The 16,442-nt window shown below is 59.3% G+C and carries 14 protein-coding genes; 9 read left to right on the forward strand and 5 right to left on the reverse strand.

Annotation, left to right across the window (positions count from 1 at the left end; all coding sequences use genetic code 11):
• Positions 1-6: 6 nt before the first annotated feature.
• The 3 genes from SWE17_RS13110 to SWE17_RS13120 are packed head-to-tail and all read left to right on the forward strand — an operon-like array spanning position 7 to position 2,558.
• Positions 7-1,035: an FAD:protein FMN transferase gene (locus tag SWE17_RS13110; protein WP_322993536.1), complete on the forward strand. Its 1,029-nt coding sequence runs from the start codon at positions 7-9 to the stop codon at positions 1,033-1,035.
• A gap of 12 nt (positions 1,036-1,047) precedes the next feature.
• Positions 1,048-1,959, forward strand: a complete 912-nt coding sequence (locus SWE17_RS13115; RefSeq protein ID WP_322993537.1) for a hypothetical protein — start codon at positions 1,048-1,050, stop codon at positions 1,957-1,959.
• 5 nt (positions 1,960-1,964) lie between these two features.
• Positions 1,965-2,558: a TlpA disulfide reductase family protein gene (locus SWE17_RS13120; protein ID WP_322993538.1), complete on the forward strand. Its 594-nt coding sequence runs from the start codon at positions 1,965-1,967 to the stop codon at positions 2,556-2,558.
• A 132-nt stretch (positions 2,559-2,690) separates the two neighbouring features.
• On the opposite strand, the gene SWE17_RS13125 is transcribed toward SWE17_RS13120, so the two are convergent.
• Positions 2,691-3,824, reverse strand: coding sequence for a hypothetical protein (locus tag SWE17_RS13125; protein ID WP_322993539.1), 1,134 nt, complete (start codon positions 3,822-3,824; stop codon positions 2,691-2,693).
• Positions 3,825-4,239: 415 nt separating this feature from the next.
• Between SWE17_RS13125 and SWE17_RS13130 the strand changes: the two genes are divergently transcribed.
• Positions 4,240-6,864 carry a hypothetical protein gene (locus SWE17_RS13130; RefSeq protein ID WP_322993540.1) on the forward strand — a complete coding sequence of 875 codons (2,625 nt, stop codon included), beginning with the start codon at positions 4,240-4,242 and terminating at the stop codon, positions 6,862-6,864.
• 156 nt (positions 6,865-7,020) lie between these two features.
• Here SWE17_RS13130 and SWE17_RS13135 read toward each other — a convergent pair whose 3' ends face one another.
• The 4 genes from SWE17_RS13135 to SWE17_RS13150 all read right to left on the reverse strand — a co-directional run bounded on the left by SWE17_RS13135 (position 7,021) and on the right by SWE17_RS13150 (position 10,385).
• Positions 7,021-7,407: a hypothetical protein gene (locus SWE17_RS13135; protein ID WP_322993541.1), complete on the reverse strand. Its 387-nt coding sequence runs from the start codon at positions 7,405-7,407 to the stop codon at positions 7,021-7,023.
• 30 nt (positions 7,408-7,437) lie between these two features.
• Positions 7,438-8,991: a calcium-binding protein gene (locus SWE17_RS13140; RefSeq protein ID WP_322993542.1), complete on the reverse strand. Its 1,554-nt coding sequence runs from the start codon at positions 8,989-8,991 to the stop codon at positions 7,438-7,440.
• A gap of 26 nt (positions 8,992-9,017) precedes the next feature.
• The gene (locus SWE17_RS13145; RefSeq protein WP_322993543.1) at positions 9,018-9,821 is read right to left on the reverse strand and encodes a hypothetical protein; all 804 of its coding nucleotides are present in this window, start codon (positions 9,819-9,821) and stop codon (positions 9,018-9,020) included.
• Positions 9,822-9,923: 102 nt separating this feature from the next.
• Positions 9,924-10,385 carry a hypothetical protein gene (locus SWE17_RS13150; protein WP_322993544.1) on the reverse strand — a complete coding sequence of 154 codons (462 nt, stop codon included), beginning with the start codon at positions 10,383-10,385 and terminating at the stop codon, positions 9,924-9,926.
• Positions 10,386-10,547: 162 nt separating this feature from the next.
• Between SWE17_RS13150 and SWE17_RS13155 the strand changes: the two genes are divergently transcribed.
• Genes SWE17_RS13155 through SWE17_RS13175 form a run of 5 tightly spaced genes read left to right on the forward strand, consistent with a single transcriptional unit; the run spans position 10,548 to position 16,418 of the window.
• Entirely contained in the window at positions 10,548-10,925 is a 378-nt protein-coding gene (locus SWE17_RS13155; RefSeq protein ID WP_322993545.1) for a hypothetical protein, read from the forward strand.
• Positions 10,922-12,256, forward strand: coding sequence for a PKD domain-containing protein (locus tag SWE17_RS13160; protein ID WP_322993546.1), 1,335 nt, complete (start codon positions 10,922-10,924; stop codon positions 12,254-12,256). The genes SWE17_RS13155 and SWE17_RS13160 overlap by 4 nt, the downstream gene beginning before the upstream one ends.
• A 40-nt stretch (positions 12,257-12,296) precedes the next feature.
• Positions 12,297-12,944 carry a hypothetical protein gene (locus SWE17_RS13165; protein ID WP_322993547.1) on the forward strand — a complete coding sequence of 216 codons (648 nt, stop codon included), beginning with the start codon at positions 12,297-12,299 and terminating at the stop codon, positions 12,942-12,944.
• Entirely contained in the window at positions 12,941-14,686 is a 1,746-nt protein-coding gene (locus tag SWE17_RS13170) for a type I secretion system permease/ATPase (RefSeq protein WP_322993548.1), read from the forward strand. Before SWE17_RS13165 ends, SWE17_RS13170 begins: the two co-directional genes overlap by 4 nt.
• Positions 14,687-14,696: 10 nt before the next feature.
• The gene (locus tag SWE17_RS13175; protein WP_322993549.1) at positions 14,697-16,418 is read left to right on the forward strand and encodes a type I secretion system permease/ATPase; all 1,722 of its coding nucleotides are present in this window, start codon (positions 14,697-14,699) and stop codon (positions 16,416-16,418) included.
• Positions 16,419-16,442: the final 24 nt, after the last annotated feature.

A 16,442-nucleotide genomic window follows, 5' to 3' on the forward strand; every position in this document is an offset into this window, starting at 1 on the left:
AACATCATGCCCGTCCACCGCGTCCCCTTTGCCGCCATGGCCAGCACCTGCGAAGTGGTGCTGAGTGCGCCCACCTTGGCCGACGCCCAGCGCTTGGCGCAGCCCGGCATCGACGAAGTGCTGCGCGTAGAACGCACGTTTTCTCGCTACCGGCCTGACAGCATCGTCTCGCGCATCAACGCCGCAGCGGGCGCCGACTGGGTGGACTGCGACGCCGAAACCCTGTCGCTGCTCGACTTTGCCGACCACATGCACCAGCAAAGCGGCGGGGTGTTTGACATCACCTCGGGCGTGCTGCGCCAAGCTTGGAACTTTGGGCAAACCAAAACCCAAGGCGAAGTTCAAGGCGAAGGCCCAGCTGCCGCCAAATTGCCTAGCCCCGAGCAACTGGCCGCGCTGCTGCCCCTGGTGGGCTGGGCGCAAGTGCAGCGCGAGGGCACGCGCATTCGCCTGCCCCGCGCAGGCATGGCGCTCGACTTTGGGGGCTTTGGCAAAGAATATGCCGCCGACCGCGCCGCCGCGCTGCTGCAGCAAACAGGCGTGCAGCACGGCTACGTCAACCTAGGGGGCGACATGCGCCTCATGGGCCCTAAGCCCGATGGTGCGCCTTGGGTCATGGGCATCCAGCACCCGCGTGAGCGCGGCCAACTGCTGGCCACCCAACAGCTGACCACGGGCGGCCTGGCCACCAGCGGCGACTACGAACGCTACATCGAAGTGGGCGGCCAGCGCTACTGCCACCTGCTCAACCCACGCACCGGCTGGCCCGTGAGCCACTGGCGCACCGTGAGCGTGACCGCCCCCTTGGCCGTGCTGGCCGGTTGCGTCGCCACCATCGCCATGCTGCTCGAAGCCGACGGCCTGGCCTTTTTGCACCGCAGCGGCCACCCCTTCATCGCCGTCGACCACACAGGCCAGTTGTTCACCGATCGCCCCGAGGGCGGGGCTCCCACAAAAGCATCTCCTGTGGGAGCGGCGCCCCCGCCGCGAATGCCTTTTGCCCCTCCCGCGACCGCCGATGCCCCCACACAGTAAACCGCCAACACCATGACCACTTTTTACGGCACACCCAAAAACGACTACGAGGTGGTGCGTTTGCCCATGGCCTTCACCTACGACGGCTTGGCGGGCGTGGACACCATGTCTTTTGGTACGTCTGAGCGCAGTGCCTACACCATCACCCAAGCCAGCGACGGGGCCGTCTGGGTCGACTCGGTCTCTGGGGCCAGCGACATTTTGAACGCCAAGCTCTACAACGTCGAAACGATCAAGTTCAACGATGAACGCGACGTGATCGACTTGGCCACGTACTTTCTACCCACGGTCATAGCCCCACCAGCACCCACACCCAACACCACAGGCACCGCCCAAAATGACTTGCTCAGCGTCACCACCGCCTCGGCCACGGTCGACGGCTTGGCGGGCATCGACACCGTGACCCTGAACGCCGCAGCCAGCACCTTCAAGCTGCAAGCCAAACCCACTGGCAACCTCACCAGCTACAGCCTGGTGCGCCAAGACGGCACCGGCACCGTGAGCCTGACCAACGTAGAGCGCCTGACCTTTACCGACCAAAAACTCGCGCTGGACCTGAACGGCAACGCAGGCAGCGTGGCCAAAATATTGGGCGCCGTGTTCGGCGCATCAGCCGTGGCGCGCCCCGACTTTGTGGGCATTGGCCTGTCGCTGCTCGACTCGGGCCAGTACAACGCCACCACCCTCATGGGCTATGCCCTCGAAGTGGCACTGAGCAAAAACGCCAGCCCTCAATCTGTGGTGGACTTGCTCTACCGCAACGTGGTCGGCGTGCTGCCCGACGCGCAGACCCAACAATCGTTTGTGGACCTCATTTCTGCCAATTCGCCTGCCTGGCTGGGCAACTTGGCGGCCACACACCCCCTCAACGAAGCCAACATCCAACTCACCGGCCTGCAGCTCACGGGCCTGGCCTTCGTCTGAACAACATGCACCTGCTCAGACACGCCCCTTTGAACCCCGCGTCATCTAAGCCCGCGCCAGTCAAGCCCGCCTGCCCGCCAGTGACTCAGGTGGCCCGGTTAGCTCGGCTTTCACGCGCCGCACTGCTGGCGCTGGTCGCCTTAGGCGCCTGTGTAACCCACAGTGCGCACGCCGTGGAGGTGGGCCAACCCGCCCCCAACATTGCGCTGCAAGGCACCCCCGTAGCCCAGCAGCTGGCGGACCTGCGCGGGCGTTATGTGTATGTGGACTTTTGGGCCTCGTGGTGCGGGCCGTGCAAGCTCTCGTTCCCGTGGATGGGCACGCTGCAAGCCCGCTACAAACCGTCAGAGCTCACCGTGCTCACCATCAACCTGGACAAACAGCAGCGCGACGCCGACCGGTTTTTGCAGCAAAACCCTGCCGCCTTTGCTGTGGCCTTTGACCCAGCGGGCGAATCGGCCAAACGCTTTGCACTCAAAACCATGCCCAGCTCATTCCTGATTGGGCCCGACGGCCAACTGCTCTGGACACACCGCGGCTTCACACTCGACCAGCGCCCCGACCTTGACCGCCAGATTGACCGTATCGTCAAAAAATAAGCGGCCCTGATGGCCGCTTTTTTGTGGGCGCTGCGATAGGGCGCTTCTGTTGTAGGAGCGGCGCCCCCGCCGCGATCGGTGGTGGACTCAAGGGCTCAATCGCGGCGAGGGCGCCGCTCCTACAACCTTAAATCAGGCCACAAACTGACCGTCCGTGCCCGCCACGTGCAGCACCACCGCGTCGATGTTGGCGCTGCCCATCAGGGCGAGCGCGTCGGTGTAGGACAGGGCGGTGGCCGTTGGCGCGGCATCGGCAATCTCCTGGCGAAACTCGTCGGTGAAGTTGCCGTCCCGCGTGACCGTCATGATCAGCGCATCAATCTGCGCATAGTCAAACGTGGTGGCGCCATACGTCACAGTGCGCCCCGTCACCACACCGTCGGTGAGCGTTATTTTTTCGGCCAAGTCCTTGAGCAAGACCGCGTCAGGGCCTAGCACACCCTTGTCCACCACCACCGACAGCGTGTGCGGCTCCGTGCCCGTCACGGGCGTGCTGTTGCCCACCACGCCAGTGAGCAGCGCGTTGGTCGACAGCGTGTAGGTGCCCACCTTGAAGCCGCTGGGGCTGTTGGTCACCGGGCTGGTCACAAAGTCGGCGGCCAGCAAATCCTTGACCACCGACAGGTCGTCTGTGGCGTCATAGACCATGCCTTCGAAATTACTGCCCGGCGCAATGCGCACATACGAGCCGCTGATGCTGATCGAGTGGATGAGCATTGGTCCGGGGAAAAACGAGTCCAACTCGATCACTGGCGACGCGCCTACAAAGTTCGAATCGGTGATCTTGAGCCTGGCCGTTGGCGTGGCCGACCAAGCGTAGACCGAAATCGGCGAATCAAAGAACGTGACCTGCTTGAACGTGGCCAGCTCTTGCCCCAAGTGCATGGGGCTGTTGATGAAGATGCTGTTGCTGATGTCATTGGCCGCCAAAGCGCGCATGGAGGCGTCCTGCACCAGCGAGTTGGCCAAGGTGAGCGAAGCATTTTCAGAGCGGAACGAGTCGATCCTCAATCCTTTAAGGTTGCCAAAGCTGCTGTTCAGCGCGCCAGTGGTGTTTTCGGCGCTGTAAGTGCCGTTTTGCATCACCGCAAACGCCGTGGCACTGCCCTCCAGCGACAGCGTGCCGAAATTCAGAAGCTTGAAGCCCCCCAAATCCAGCGTAGCCCCAGGCAACACCGTGATCTTGGAACCTTGTGCCAGCTGCAAGTTGTCTGTGAGCTTGTACGTGCCCGAAATCGTCAGGTCGCTGCGCAGGATGGTGGGCATGTTGATAAACGGTTGGTTATGAGAACTTGAATTCTATGGGGCTGTGCTGACGCCCCCGAAATTGCCAATTTTCACCAAACATTGCTAATGATATTTGTATTGTTAATTTAGTACCAAAAATGGCGTTGTAAATAAACTTATACGGTATAAATATTGTGATCTGAGTCACAAGGTAAACGTTTATCAGCACATAGAATTCTCGGACGTTGCGAAAAGTGAATGCTTTAGAACTTGTATCGGTTCTAAGTCATTCATCCACAAGACGTAACCCGGACTGGCATGAGCGCCTTCGCTGACATCACACCCCGTGACCACAGCCCACAGAGGACGTTCAAGCGAGTGCGGTTGAACCCCAACCGAACTCGGCTTTCTTTGCAAAGAAATCAGTTTTTTCTAACCTTTAAGGAAATCAAAAATGGCTATCCCAACCAATGCAAACCAAGTGCAAGCTTTTGCTGGCGCAATGTACGGCGTCCAAATCGGCACAGTGACCATGGCACAGGTCACCAGCGACATCCAAGCCGCAGGCGGCTTGGACAAAGCTTTGAACAACTACTACGCAGCCAGCTACGGCGGTTCGACAACAGCCTCCGTGGCTGCCATGTTTGCGGCCAACTTGGGTTTGACAGGCGCAGCGCTGTCAGAAGGCACCAACTACGTCACTGCACGTTTGAATGCCGCGCCTGCGAACGAACGCGGTGCAGTGATTGCTGACATCTTGAACCGGTTCGCCAGCTTGGCCTCTGACCCCACTTACGGCGCTGCCGCAACCGCTTGGAATGGCAAAGTGACTTCAGCGGCTGCTTACTCGGGCACTGGAAACCCAGCTTTTGGTTCTGTCACCAGTCAAAGCCAAACCTTCAACCTGACCCAAGGCTTGGACACATTCACTGGCGGCACAGCAGCTGACACATTCAACGCTTATGCCTTCAACAGCATCACAGGCGCTGACACCACAACCCTGCACTCCGTGGATGCACTGGACGGCGGTGACGGCACTGACACCCTGAACATCGAAGTTAAAGCTTCTGGTGGTGCTCCAGACGATTACAACAACGTGATCCAAGGCACCATCAAGAACATCGAGATCATCAACATCAACAACACAGCCGCCGCTACTGCAAGTACTGTCGACGCCTCTGCTTTGGGCGCTGAGGCTCAGCAAATTTGGCAATCGGTCAAGCAAAACAACATCACCAAAGTGGCGGCAACTACCACTGCCGGTTACAAGAACATCGCAGCCGCAGAAACGTTTAACGTTGCCCCAGCCGACGCTGCCGCCACTGCTACCGTCGCGTTTGACAAGGTTGCCGAAGGTTCTACCTTGAACGTTGTAGCCACAAACACAGGCACTTTGAACAGTGTCAAAGTTTCTGGCACTGTGGTCGATACAGACGTCAGCGGTGCCGTGGCCAACACCATCGTGGCAGTGACGGTTGGTAAAGACGTGCAATCTCTGGCGGTGAACACCACTGCGGCCACCGATCTGCGCATCACAGACGGTGCTGGCACTAAAAAGCTGGCCACCATCGATGCCAGCGCCAGCACTGGCGCAATCAAGTACAACGATGCTGAAACAACAGTGACAACCATCACGACCGGCAGCGGTAAAGATGATGTGACTGTTGTGACAGTGACAGCCAAGGATGTCCTTGCAACTGCTGCTGATGAGACTGTCAACGCCACCGTGACCACCAATGATGGCGACGACAAAGTGACCGTGAACGTGACCGGCGATGGCAAAACCACCGTGAACACTGGCGCGGGTAACGACACCGTGTCCATCACAGCCCGTGGTACCAGCGTGCTGACTGTCAATCTTGGCGATGGCTCTGACTCTTTCACTTCGCAAACACCTATCGCTGCAACCGACACGATCGATGCTGGTGACGGTTCGGATACCTTGCTCTTGAGCTTGGTGGGTTCTTCCAACGTGGCAGCATTCAAGAACTTTGATGTTTATGACGTCAAAGCCATGGCCGCCGCTCTGGACCTCGACATCCTGAATACTCAAAACACCGTCGCTGAAATCGTGGCTTCGGGCGCACTGGGTGCTGCGGTCAACTTGTTGAACGTAGGTGCCGGTGTTAACTTCCGCGCAACGAAAGACATGCTCGCAGTGAATGCCTTGACCCTGACACAGAAGACTGCAGGCGCCCTGACAGTCACGCTGGATGCAGATCAGGCCGCGGAAGCTGCAGGTGATGACACGGTTGCTATGTCGGTTGTTGCTGACAATGCAACTGCCGTCACGGCAACATTCGATGCCGCTTACGCTAACGTGGCCGGATCGCAAGGTGATGAAGCTCCAGTAACAGACAACGTCTCCACAATCACGCTGTCAACCAAAGCAGCAACGACATTGGCTGTGGTGTCTGGTGGTGCCAACGCTAAAAACGTTTTGAACGTGACAGACACAGCAGTCGGCGGTGCATTGACTGCCGTGACCGTGACGGGTGCACAAGCTTTGACATTGTCCGTGGCAACTGCTGCCAAACTGGCTTCGGTTGACGCATCTGCTGCCACGGGCGGTTTGACCGCATCGCTGGCCAATTTGAAAGATGGCGGCATGATCAAGCTGGGTTCTGGCACCGATGTGATCACAGCAACGGCTGCGTCCAATACCACAGGTGCCGAAAGCATCACTGGCTTTGCCAAGACGGCTGCTGTGTCTGTGAGCAGTGCTGCCGCTGACAAGTTGACCGTGGATGTGGGTGGCGCTACCAACGAAGCTGTTGCCAATGCAAGCTTGAGTGCATTGGCGGCTACTTTGTCGAACGGTGTGCTCACATTTACCGGTGCCGGTCCTGCCACATTGGCTGCCGCTCTGGTGATCGCTGACGACTTTGCAGACGTAAAAGGCGAAACAGTGGCTTTCCAATACCTGGGTGATACATACGTGTTCGCGCAAGGTGATGCAGCTCACGTTGTCGGTATTGTCGATGTTTCTGCAAATGATGTGCTCGTTAAGTTGACTGGTGTGAGCGGCGTGACCAACTTGACGGAAGTCGTTGGTACAGACAGCTTCTTCTTGGTGTAATTCCAGAAAAGAGCCCCCGCCGCAAGGCCGGGGTTTGAGGTGAAAACCTTCCAACCCCGCCCCTCACAAGGGGGCGGGGTTTTTTCATTGGGCGCTTAAAAAAGCACGCCACCTTGCGGTGGCGTGCTCAGGGGGCGCTGCGCTGCGCCCGGTGGGTCAGATGAAGTTGGTGTAGTTCAAGTCGGCGGCGTTGAAGCCGCTGAGCAGTACAAGGGGCGTCAGCTCGTCCGCCACGATGTTGCTGTCGCCGTTGCTGTCGTCTTTGAACAAATACAGCGCCGCGCCTTGGCCCGCCACGTCGACCACAAAGTAGTAGCTCGACCCGGCCGCGTAGGTGGCGTTGTTGCCATAGGGGTTGAGGAACTGCGCCACGGTGGTGCTGTCAGCGGCCGATGCGCTGGCACCTGTGATGACGAAGATGCCTTTGCCTGCGTAGTCGGGGTTGTAGACGGGTTGGCCGTTCACATAAGAGATGGAAACGCCCGTTGGCCCCTGAAACGCGGTGGCCGCCGAGCCGATGGTTTGCACGTATTTGGCGGTCACCAGGCCACTGGAGAATTGGTCGTAGCCAGTCTACACGCTGCTGTAACTGTTGCCGCCCCAGAGGTTGAAGCGCCCCACGTCCAGCCGGTCGGTCGCTACGTTGAAGCCTTTGGCGGTGGAGATCGTGGTGGTGTCGGTTTGGCCGGCATAGATGCCGCCCACGTTCACCGTGTCGGTCATGGGGGTGGTTTCGCTCAGGTCCAGGGTGTACAAGCCTTTGCCCAGTTCGACATTGTCTGCGCCTTCGCCCAGGCTCACCGTGGCTTTGCCGTCCACCGAAATCAGCACGACTCGGTCGTTGCCTGTGCCGGCCAACACGGTGACGGTGCTGTTTTTGCTGCTGCCAGTGGTGATGAGGTCGTCGCCATCGCCACCGTCCAGCAGGTCACTGCCCGTGCCGGCGTTGGTGTAGTTGAATTCGTCGTTGCCTGCGCCGCCCACCAGGGTGTCGCTGCCTTCGTTACCCACCAGGTAGTCGTTGCCTTCGCCGCCGTTGGCGTAGCCGCCGCCTGTGGGCATATTGACCCTGTCAGCCCCGGTGCCCGCGTCGATCCAGTCTTGGCCGTCACCGCCATCGATGATGTCTGCACCATCACCGCCATAAATGGTGTCGTTCAGCAGGCCTGCCAGTTGTTCAGGGCTCATGCCCACTTTGTAAATGGTGAATGCGTCGCCAATGATCGTGTCGGCGCCAGTGCCGCCGTCGAGTACATCAGAGCCGTAGCCGCCCGTGAGGATGTCTGCGCCGTCGCCGCCTTGCAGCACGTTGGTGCTGGCTTCATAGGTGGTGATGTAGATGCCGTTGACGAAGCTGCCGTCAGAGTAGCTGCCGCCTTCGAGGATGTCGTTGCCTACACCGCCTTCGAGCCAGTCCGCGCCGCGATCGCCGTACAGGCGGTCGTTGCCCGCGCCGCCGATCAGGTGGTCCGAGCCGTTGCCGCCCGAGATGCTGTCGTCGCCACCCAAGCCGTCCATGGTGTCGTTGGTGGCGGTGGCGGTGTGGTTGTCCGCTGCTGCGGTGAGTGTTTTGATGTTGGTGTTGTACAGGCCTGTGCTTTCGAGTGAGAGCAGCAGTTTTTGCTGGGCGCTGGTCACGCTGTCGGTGCTGCTGCTGACGCCGCTGAGCACTTGGGCCAGTATGCCCAGGTCTTGGCTTTTGCCTTGCAGGGTGTCGGTGTAAAAGCTGGCCACGGTCACTTTGTTGACCAGCAGGTTGTGGGCGTCGGCGTAGGTGGGGTCGGTGGTGTTGAGCAAAAAGTCGTTGGCGGCCTTGATGAGCGAGGCCACCGAGGCGCCTGCGTCGAGGTTGCTCTGGAAGAAGGCTTTGACGCCTTGGCCCAGCCCCCCGTTGACCGAGGTGAAGCCGTAGGTGGCGGCCAGTTTGGTGGCCACGGTGGCGTGGTCACCGGAGTAGGTGGTTTTGAAGTAGTCGATCGCGGCCAGTTGGTCGAGCACGGTTTGCAGGTTGCCGTTGGCGGCCTGCAGTTGGTCTTGCAGCCAACTGGCGTAGCCGCCCATGGGCACGCCAAACATGGCGATGGCGGCGGCGGTCAGTTGTTGTTTTTGGGTGGTGGTGACGGGCATGGTGGCTCCTGTCTGGTGGGCTGCCGTCAGGCGCCGACGATTTGACCGAGTAAGACGCCAATAAAGTCGCTTTCGGCGTTCTGGCCAATCAGCGTGACAGCTTGCGTGCTCGCGCTGGTGAGCGCATCCACCATTTCTGCGTGTGTGTAGTACGGGTTGTTGTTGGTGACCGGCGTGTTGAACATGTCAATGACTTTGGTGCGAAGCTGGGTCAGCGTTGCATCGTCGTCTTTGTCCAGCAGGTCTTTGTGCGTGGCGATGAAGGTTTTGACATTGGCCATCTCGGTCTGGTCAATGGCTTCAAGCATTGAGATGGCGGTGCCCATGCAGACTGACTCCATGTTTTCCCAGGTGGCCTTGAAGCTGCTCAGTCCCGTGACGCCCAAGTCGGTGGCGCTGAAAGTACCGTCTGCGTTGCCTTGGTAGTTGAACGGGGCAAATGCGAATTTGTAGTTGTCCAGACCGGTTTTGGCCGCCACGTTGGCGCGCAGCGCTTCGTTGGACAGGTCGCCTGTGTGTTGGTTGAAGCTCACCAGGCCGCTCAGGCCGGTGAATTTGTCTTTCAGCAGTTGCAGGTTGGTCGGTGTGCCCGTGTTGGCGTTGTGCAGTGCGGCACCTGCGAGGCCTTGGTTCTGAAAAAATGCTTCCACGGTGTCGGCGCTCAGACCCGTGTAGTCAATCGACATGATGTCGGCCAGCATTTGGCTGTCCACGCCATATTGTTTGGCCACTTGGTAGATGGTGGCGGGTGAGCCGAGGTTGGCTTTGATGAAGTCGTGTGCCTGGGTCAGCGTGACGCCGTATTTGGCGAGGTTGGCGCGTGTGGTCATTCGGGAATCTCCTGGGTTGTTGGAGATCCGAGTTTATTCACCAAATGGTGCTTTATCTAAATTAATTGTTAACTCTTGTTTCTTTGTTTTTTCTTGGTCGAGTTATCCGGTGTAAGTGATGTAGTCGATGCCCGTGTTGCTCAACCCTGTGAGCTGGATGTTGGCTTCGTTTTGTGGGGCCCGCGCCGCCAAGTCGGTGAGGCTGGTGTTGTTGTGGGTGCCAGTGGTGAGCAAGTTCACAAAGGCGTCGCGCTCGGCCGAGCTGGGCGCTTGGTGCATGACGTTGGTGTAGAGCAGGTCGACCACTTGCTGCGGGGTGGGCGTGGGGCCCAGTTTGGCCCCCAGGGCCAGGCCTGCGAGTTTGAGGGCGCTGTAGCCCAGGGTGTCCATGTAATACAGGCCGATGCCCACGTAGTCGGGCCTCGCGAGCACAGTGGCTTCGCCAAACACGGCGCCAATGACGCGGGCGACCGAGCCGGCGTTGCCGTTCAGGTCGAGCGCGACTTGGCGGTTCGCAAAGCTCAGGCGCTCGATGCTTTGAACGGAATTGGGGTCAGATCCCAATTTTAGAATCCCTTCGCCCCGAGGGCGGGGCTCCCACAGGGTCAACCAGCTTCTTCGCGCACGCATTGGCGGCCTCAAGTTGTGCGCCGCTGTGCCGATTCACACAGGTCGAGTTGTCTCAATGGGTGGTCGTGCATGTTCAAAATCGTCGTTTCTACAATAATGCTGTTGCTGACGACAGGGTGCGCGAGCTTCATTGGTGAGGGCAAGCAGACCGTCTCGGTGCAAGCCGTTTGCTACGGCCGCAGCATGCCGGCCCAGTGTGTGGCCGAAAACGGCCGGGGCCGTACGCGCTTTTTTGCGCCTGGCCAAGTGACTGTGCAGCGTGATTTGACGGCTTTGCGGGTGACGTGCAAGTCGGTGTTTGTCGATTCGCACACTTTGCGTGTGTGGCCGACGGTGCAGCAAGCGATGGCCGGCAATGTGCTTTTGGGCGGCGTGGTGGGCGCTGGGGTCGATGTGGCAACCGCCCGCGGCTTGCAGTACCCGCAAGAGCTGCAGGTCGTGTTTCCATCTTGTAACTATGCGGGTATGCCATGAAGCTGTTTCAATATTTTGTGGCCCTGGGCGGCGTGTCTTTGTTGATGGCTTGTGGTGGTGGGGGCAGTGATTGCCCTTATGGTGTGCTGGCTTGTGGTTCCTCGGGTGGTTCTTCCAGCGGTGCATCGGGTGGCGCGTCGGGCGGCGGTGCCAATGTGGCACCTGTGGCCAACGCAGGCAGCAACCAAACGGTGGTCACGGGCAAGGAGGTGACCTTGAATGGCACCGCCAGCAGCGATGCCAACAACGACAAGTTGAAATACCTGTGGTCCGTGGTTTCTGCGCCTACGGGTTTCAGGCTGTCGCTGAATGAAGCAAAGGAAGAAAACGCGACTGCGGTGAAGCCCACCTTCACGCCGACCTTGTCGGGCGCTTACGTTTTTGGCTTGGTGGTCTCAGACGGCCATTTGAGCAGTCCAAGAGAGGTGGTGACGGTCACGGCCAGCCCGGAAAACCTGGCCCCTGCGGCCAATGCGGGTGTTGACCAGAGTGTCACGATCAACACGCCCGTTACTTTGGACGGTTCTGCCAGCACAGACCCGAACCGGGATGTGTTGACGCATACCTGGGCCTGGGTGTCTCAACCCGCAGGTAGCAACGTGACTTTTGACTCGGCTACCTCTGCCAAGCCCAAGTTCACGCCGGTAATCGATGGCGCATATGTTGTAAGTTTGGTGGTCAGGGATGGCAGCTTGAACAGCGCACCAGATTTTGTGACAGTGACCGTTTCTAAGGTCAATGCGCCCCCTGTGGCCAACGCAGGTCCTGACCAAAATGTGATCACAGGCTCAACCGTGACGCTGAACGGTTTGGGCAGTACCGACGCGAATGGCGATGCGCTGACTTACCGATGGACGCTCAGCAGGCCCTCAGGCAGCGCGGCGGCTTTGCTTTTGACGGTGCCTTCCCAGCCCACGTTTGTTGCCGATGTGAGCGGTGACTACGTGGCGAGCTTGATCGTCAACGATCTCAAGGCCGACAGCCAGGCGTTGTCGACGGTGCGGGTGACGGCGGCGGTGGCCAATTTGGCCCCAATAGCGGTGGCGGCGGCGTCCAGGAGTACCGTGAGTTTGGCCGCCTTTACGGCAGACAAATTGGTCACCTTGGATGGAACGGGCAGCACCGATGCCAACTTTGACCGCTTGACCTACACCTGGACATTGACCACGGTGCCAACAGGCAACACCGCGACATTGACGGTGGACCCGCTCAATGCGGCCAAATCGACCTTCACGCCGAATGTGGTGGGTGTGTATGTGGCCACCTTGATGGTGTCTGATGGCAAGGTGAATAGCCCCGCTTCAACTGTGGCGATCACTGTTACTCCGTGACGGAGGAAACTTCATATAGGAGTTGTGTATACTCTCCTATATGAATTTTTTGATCCGCGTACCCCTGAACACTTCACCCGAGCAGCACGCACGCTTGTGCGAGCTGCGGGCGGTGTTTGCGCGGGTGTGCAACGAGCTGGCGCCGCAGGTGCAGCAGTCACGGGTCTGGAACCGGGTGGCACTGCACCATTTGCATTACCGCAGCTTGCGGGCCAAGTTCCCGGAGTTGGGCTCGCAGATGGTGTGCAACGCCATTTACGCGGTGTCCAAAATGTCGCGCCTGATTTACCAGGCTGCGGCCAGCCCTTACAACGTGTCGCGCTTGCCGGGCAAGCCGCTGCCCCTGCTCAAGTTTGCAGACAGTTGCCCCGTTTACTTTGACCGCCACACCCTGAGCATCAAGCCGGGTCAGTTGTCGCTGTTCACCATGGACGGGCGCATGCGCTTTGAGCTGCAGCTGGACGGCGACAAGCTGGCTTTGTTTGAGCAGGTCAAGCTGCGCGAGATTGTGCTGAACGAGCGTTTGGACAAGACGTTCGAGTTGTCTTTTTTCCTGATGTCTGCCGATTCACCCGATGGGGCTGAAGGCGCAGACGGTGATGTGTCCGATGAAGCTTTGGGCGATGCTGCGGCAGCCCCCGAGTCTTCCATTCCTGAATATGTGTCTGTAGAGGTTGCCCCAACATGAAGCTGGATTCTTCTGTGTCCGAGTTGCGCTTGGCGTTGCTCGATTTCAAGCCGGCCTGGCGTTCGGCCATTGTCATGAGTGTGGTGGTGGCTCTGCTGGGCTTCACCTCCACGGTGTACATGCTGGAGGTCTACGGCCGGGTGGTCAACAGCCGAAGCGTGAACACCTTGGTGATGCTGACGGTGGTCACTTTTGGCGCTTACGCGGTCATGGAGCTTTTAGAGAAGATCCGCTCGCGCTTGCTTTGGAGCGTGGGCATTCAGTTCGAGATGAAACTGTCGGACCGGATTTATGGCGCGATGTTCGACGGTTTGCTGAAAAAGCAAATGGGCGGCGCGGCCATGCAGGTGCAAAACGATTTCAGAACGGTGCGCGAGTTTTTTAACAACCCGGCCTTGAGCGCGATGTTTGAGGTGCCGGTGGCGCTGGTGGCGGTGTTCTTGCTGTTCTTGATCAATCCTTTGTTGGGTTGGGCGGGCGTGGTGGGTGCTTTGGCGCAGACTTTGGTGGCTTGGATGATTCAACAGTCGTCACGTAAGCCCTTGCTGGAGGCGCAGCGCCGCTCGCAAGAGGCGCAGGTGTACGCTGACGCGTCGCTGCGCAACACGCAGGTGATGGAGTCGATGGGCATGATGCCCGCCGTGCTGGCGCAGTGGCAAAAAAAGCAAGACGCGTTTTTGGCATTCCAGGCGCAGGCTTCTGAGCGGGCGGGCGGCTTGAACGCGGTGTCCAAGTTGCTGCAGCAGTTGATGGGCTCGGTCATGTTGGGCCTGGGTGCCTGGATGTTGCTGGAAGGCAAGCTCAATGGCGGCGATGCCATGCTGATCATCGGCTCGGTACTGGTGGGTCGCTTGTTGGCGCCCTTGACCCAGGTGGTGCAGCAGTGGAGTGCAGTCGTGAGTGTGCTGGCCGCATGGTCGCGCTTGGACAACATGCTGGCGCAGATTCCGGCCCGTACCGACAACATGGCCCTGCCTGCGCCCAAGGGTGAGCTGGTGGTGGACGGTTTGGTGGCCGCGCCACCCGGTTCGCAGCAGCCGGTGTTGCGCGGCGTGCAGTTTGGTTTGCCGCCTGGTTGCGTGTTGGGCGTGGTGGGGCCTTCGGCTTCGGGCAAAACATCTTTGGCGCGTTTGTTGGTGGGCGTGTGGACGCCGCTGGCGGGCAAAGTCCGGTTGGATGGGGCTGACATGCACATCTGGGACAAAGAGGAGTTGGGTCCGCATTTGGGTTACTTGCCGCAGGGCGTTGAGTTGATCGAGGGCACGCTGGCCGAGAACATTGGGCGCTTTGGCGAGGTGGACATGGGCCGCGTGGAAGAAGCCACCCGTTTGGTGGGCTTGCACGATTTTGTGATGTCTTTGCCGCAGGGTTACGAAACACCTGTGGGCCGTGATGGCGGGGTGTTGTCAGGCGGGCAGAGGCAGCGTGTGGCTTTGGCGCGGGCGCTTTATGGCAACCCGGTGTTGGTGGTGCTGGATGAACCCAACTCGAGCCTGGACGAGGCGGGCGACGCGGCTTTGTCGCAGGCCATTCAGACTATGAAGTCGCGTGGCACCACGTTTGTGGTGATCACGCACCGCACCAGTGTGTTGTCGGTCACCGACCGTTTGTTGGTCTTGCGCGATGGGGCGCAGCAGCTGTATGGCCCGACGGCCGAGGTGTTGCAAAAGCTGATGCCTGCCGCGGCGCAAGTGGCGCCGGCGGCGGCCCCAGCGGTGGCACCTGTTTCGCCAAGCGCGTGAGGGATAAATCATGAACCAAAAAAATTCTGTTGGATTGCGCGGCTTGTCTGAAGTGCTGTGGTCGTTCCGCCGTGAGTTTCTGGTGGTGGGCATCTTCAGCATGGTGGTGAACCTGTTGATGTTGACGCCCACGATCTACATGTTGCAGGTGTTCGACCGCGTGTTGATGAGCCAAAGCTACATGACGCTGATCGTGGTGTCTTTGCTGGCTTTGTTTTTGTTTGGCGTGATGGCGTTTGCCGAGTGGGCGCGTTCCATTTTGTTGGTGCGCACGGGCGTCAAGCTCGACCAGGCACTGAGCCAGCGGGTGTTCAAGGCGAGCTTTTTGTCGTACCTGAACCCCGCGGAAACCGCGCCCTCCAAAGCCTTTGGCGACTTGACTGTGCTGCGCCAGTTCATGACGGGCAATGGCGTGTTTGCCTTCTTTGATGTACCTTGGATTCCGATTTACCTGGCTGTGTTGTTCATGCTGCACCCTTGGCTGGGTGTGGTGGCCACATTGTTTGCGGTGGTGCAGGGTTTGATTGCTTGGCAAGGCCATGCGGCCACACAAAAAGCGCAGTCGGTCACGGCGCTGGCGCAGGCCGATGCCCAAAACTTTTTGCAGTCGAAGTTGCGCAACGTGGAGGTGTTGAGCGCCATGGGCATGCAGGGCAGTTTGTACCAGCGCTGGAAGGCCAAGCAGCACAAGGCTTTGATGATGTCGGGCACTTCGCAAAACAAAACCGGCACGGTGTCGGCGGTCAGCAAGTTTGTGCGTTATGCCCAGCAGTCCATGAGTTTGGCCGTGGGTGCGTGGTTGGTAACCGTGGGCGAGATCAGCCCCGGCGCCATGATCGCGGGCAACGTGTTGATGGGCCGTGCATTGGCCCCCATTGACTTGCTGGTGGGCACTTGGCCGCAATTTTTGACGAGCAAAGACGCTTATGGGCGTTTGCAAAAGTTGTTGGGTTTCCAGCACGCGGGCCGCGAAAAAACCATGACCCAAGCGCCCTTGGGCAACCTGAAGATTGAGCAGTTGGTGGTGAAGGTGGCCGGACGCGAGAAGCCGGTGTTGGACGGCGTGAGCTTCATGGCTTTGCCGGGCACGGTGACGGTGGTGTTGGGGCCTTCGGGTTGTGGCAAGTCCACTTTGGCCCGCAGCATGTTGGGCATCTGGCCTGGCTACGAGGGCCGCATTTTGCTGGACGAGCAACCCATCGAGCAGTGGACGCGCGAGAGCTTGGGTGTGCATGTGGGTTATTTGCCCCAAGACATTGAACTGTTTGACGGCACGATTGCCGAGAACATCGCCCGCATTGGCGAGGTGAATTCGGAGCAAGTGATCGAAGCGGCTGAGGCGGCGGGTTTGCATCAGATGATTTTGCGGTTCCCCCAGGGTTATGACTCTCGGGTGGGGCAGGGCGGTTCGTTCTTATCGGGCGGGCAACGTCAGCGCATTGGTTTGGCACGGGCTTTGTATGGCAAGCCCATGCTGGTGGTGCTGGACGAACCCAATGCCAACTTGGACGACGAGGGCGAGGCCGCTTTGATGAAGGCGGTGCAGCTGATCAAGGCGCAGGGCAAGACGGTGGTGCTGATCAGCCACCGTCCCGGCGTGATCCAGGTGGCCGATCGTTTGGTGATTTTGCAAGACGGCAAATTGGTGGCCAGTGGCCCGAGAGATGGCGTGTTGGAAGCCTTGAAGAAACAAAAAGAAAGCGCTGCAGCTGCAGCTTTGCCAGCAGCTTAAGGCTGTGGCTTGAAACAACGGATG

The organism is Limnohabitans sp., assembly GCF_034680285.1.
Taxonomy (GTDB): domain Bacteria; phylum Pseudomonadota; class Gammaproteobacteria; order Burkholderiales; family Burkholderiaceae_C; genus Limnohabitans_A.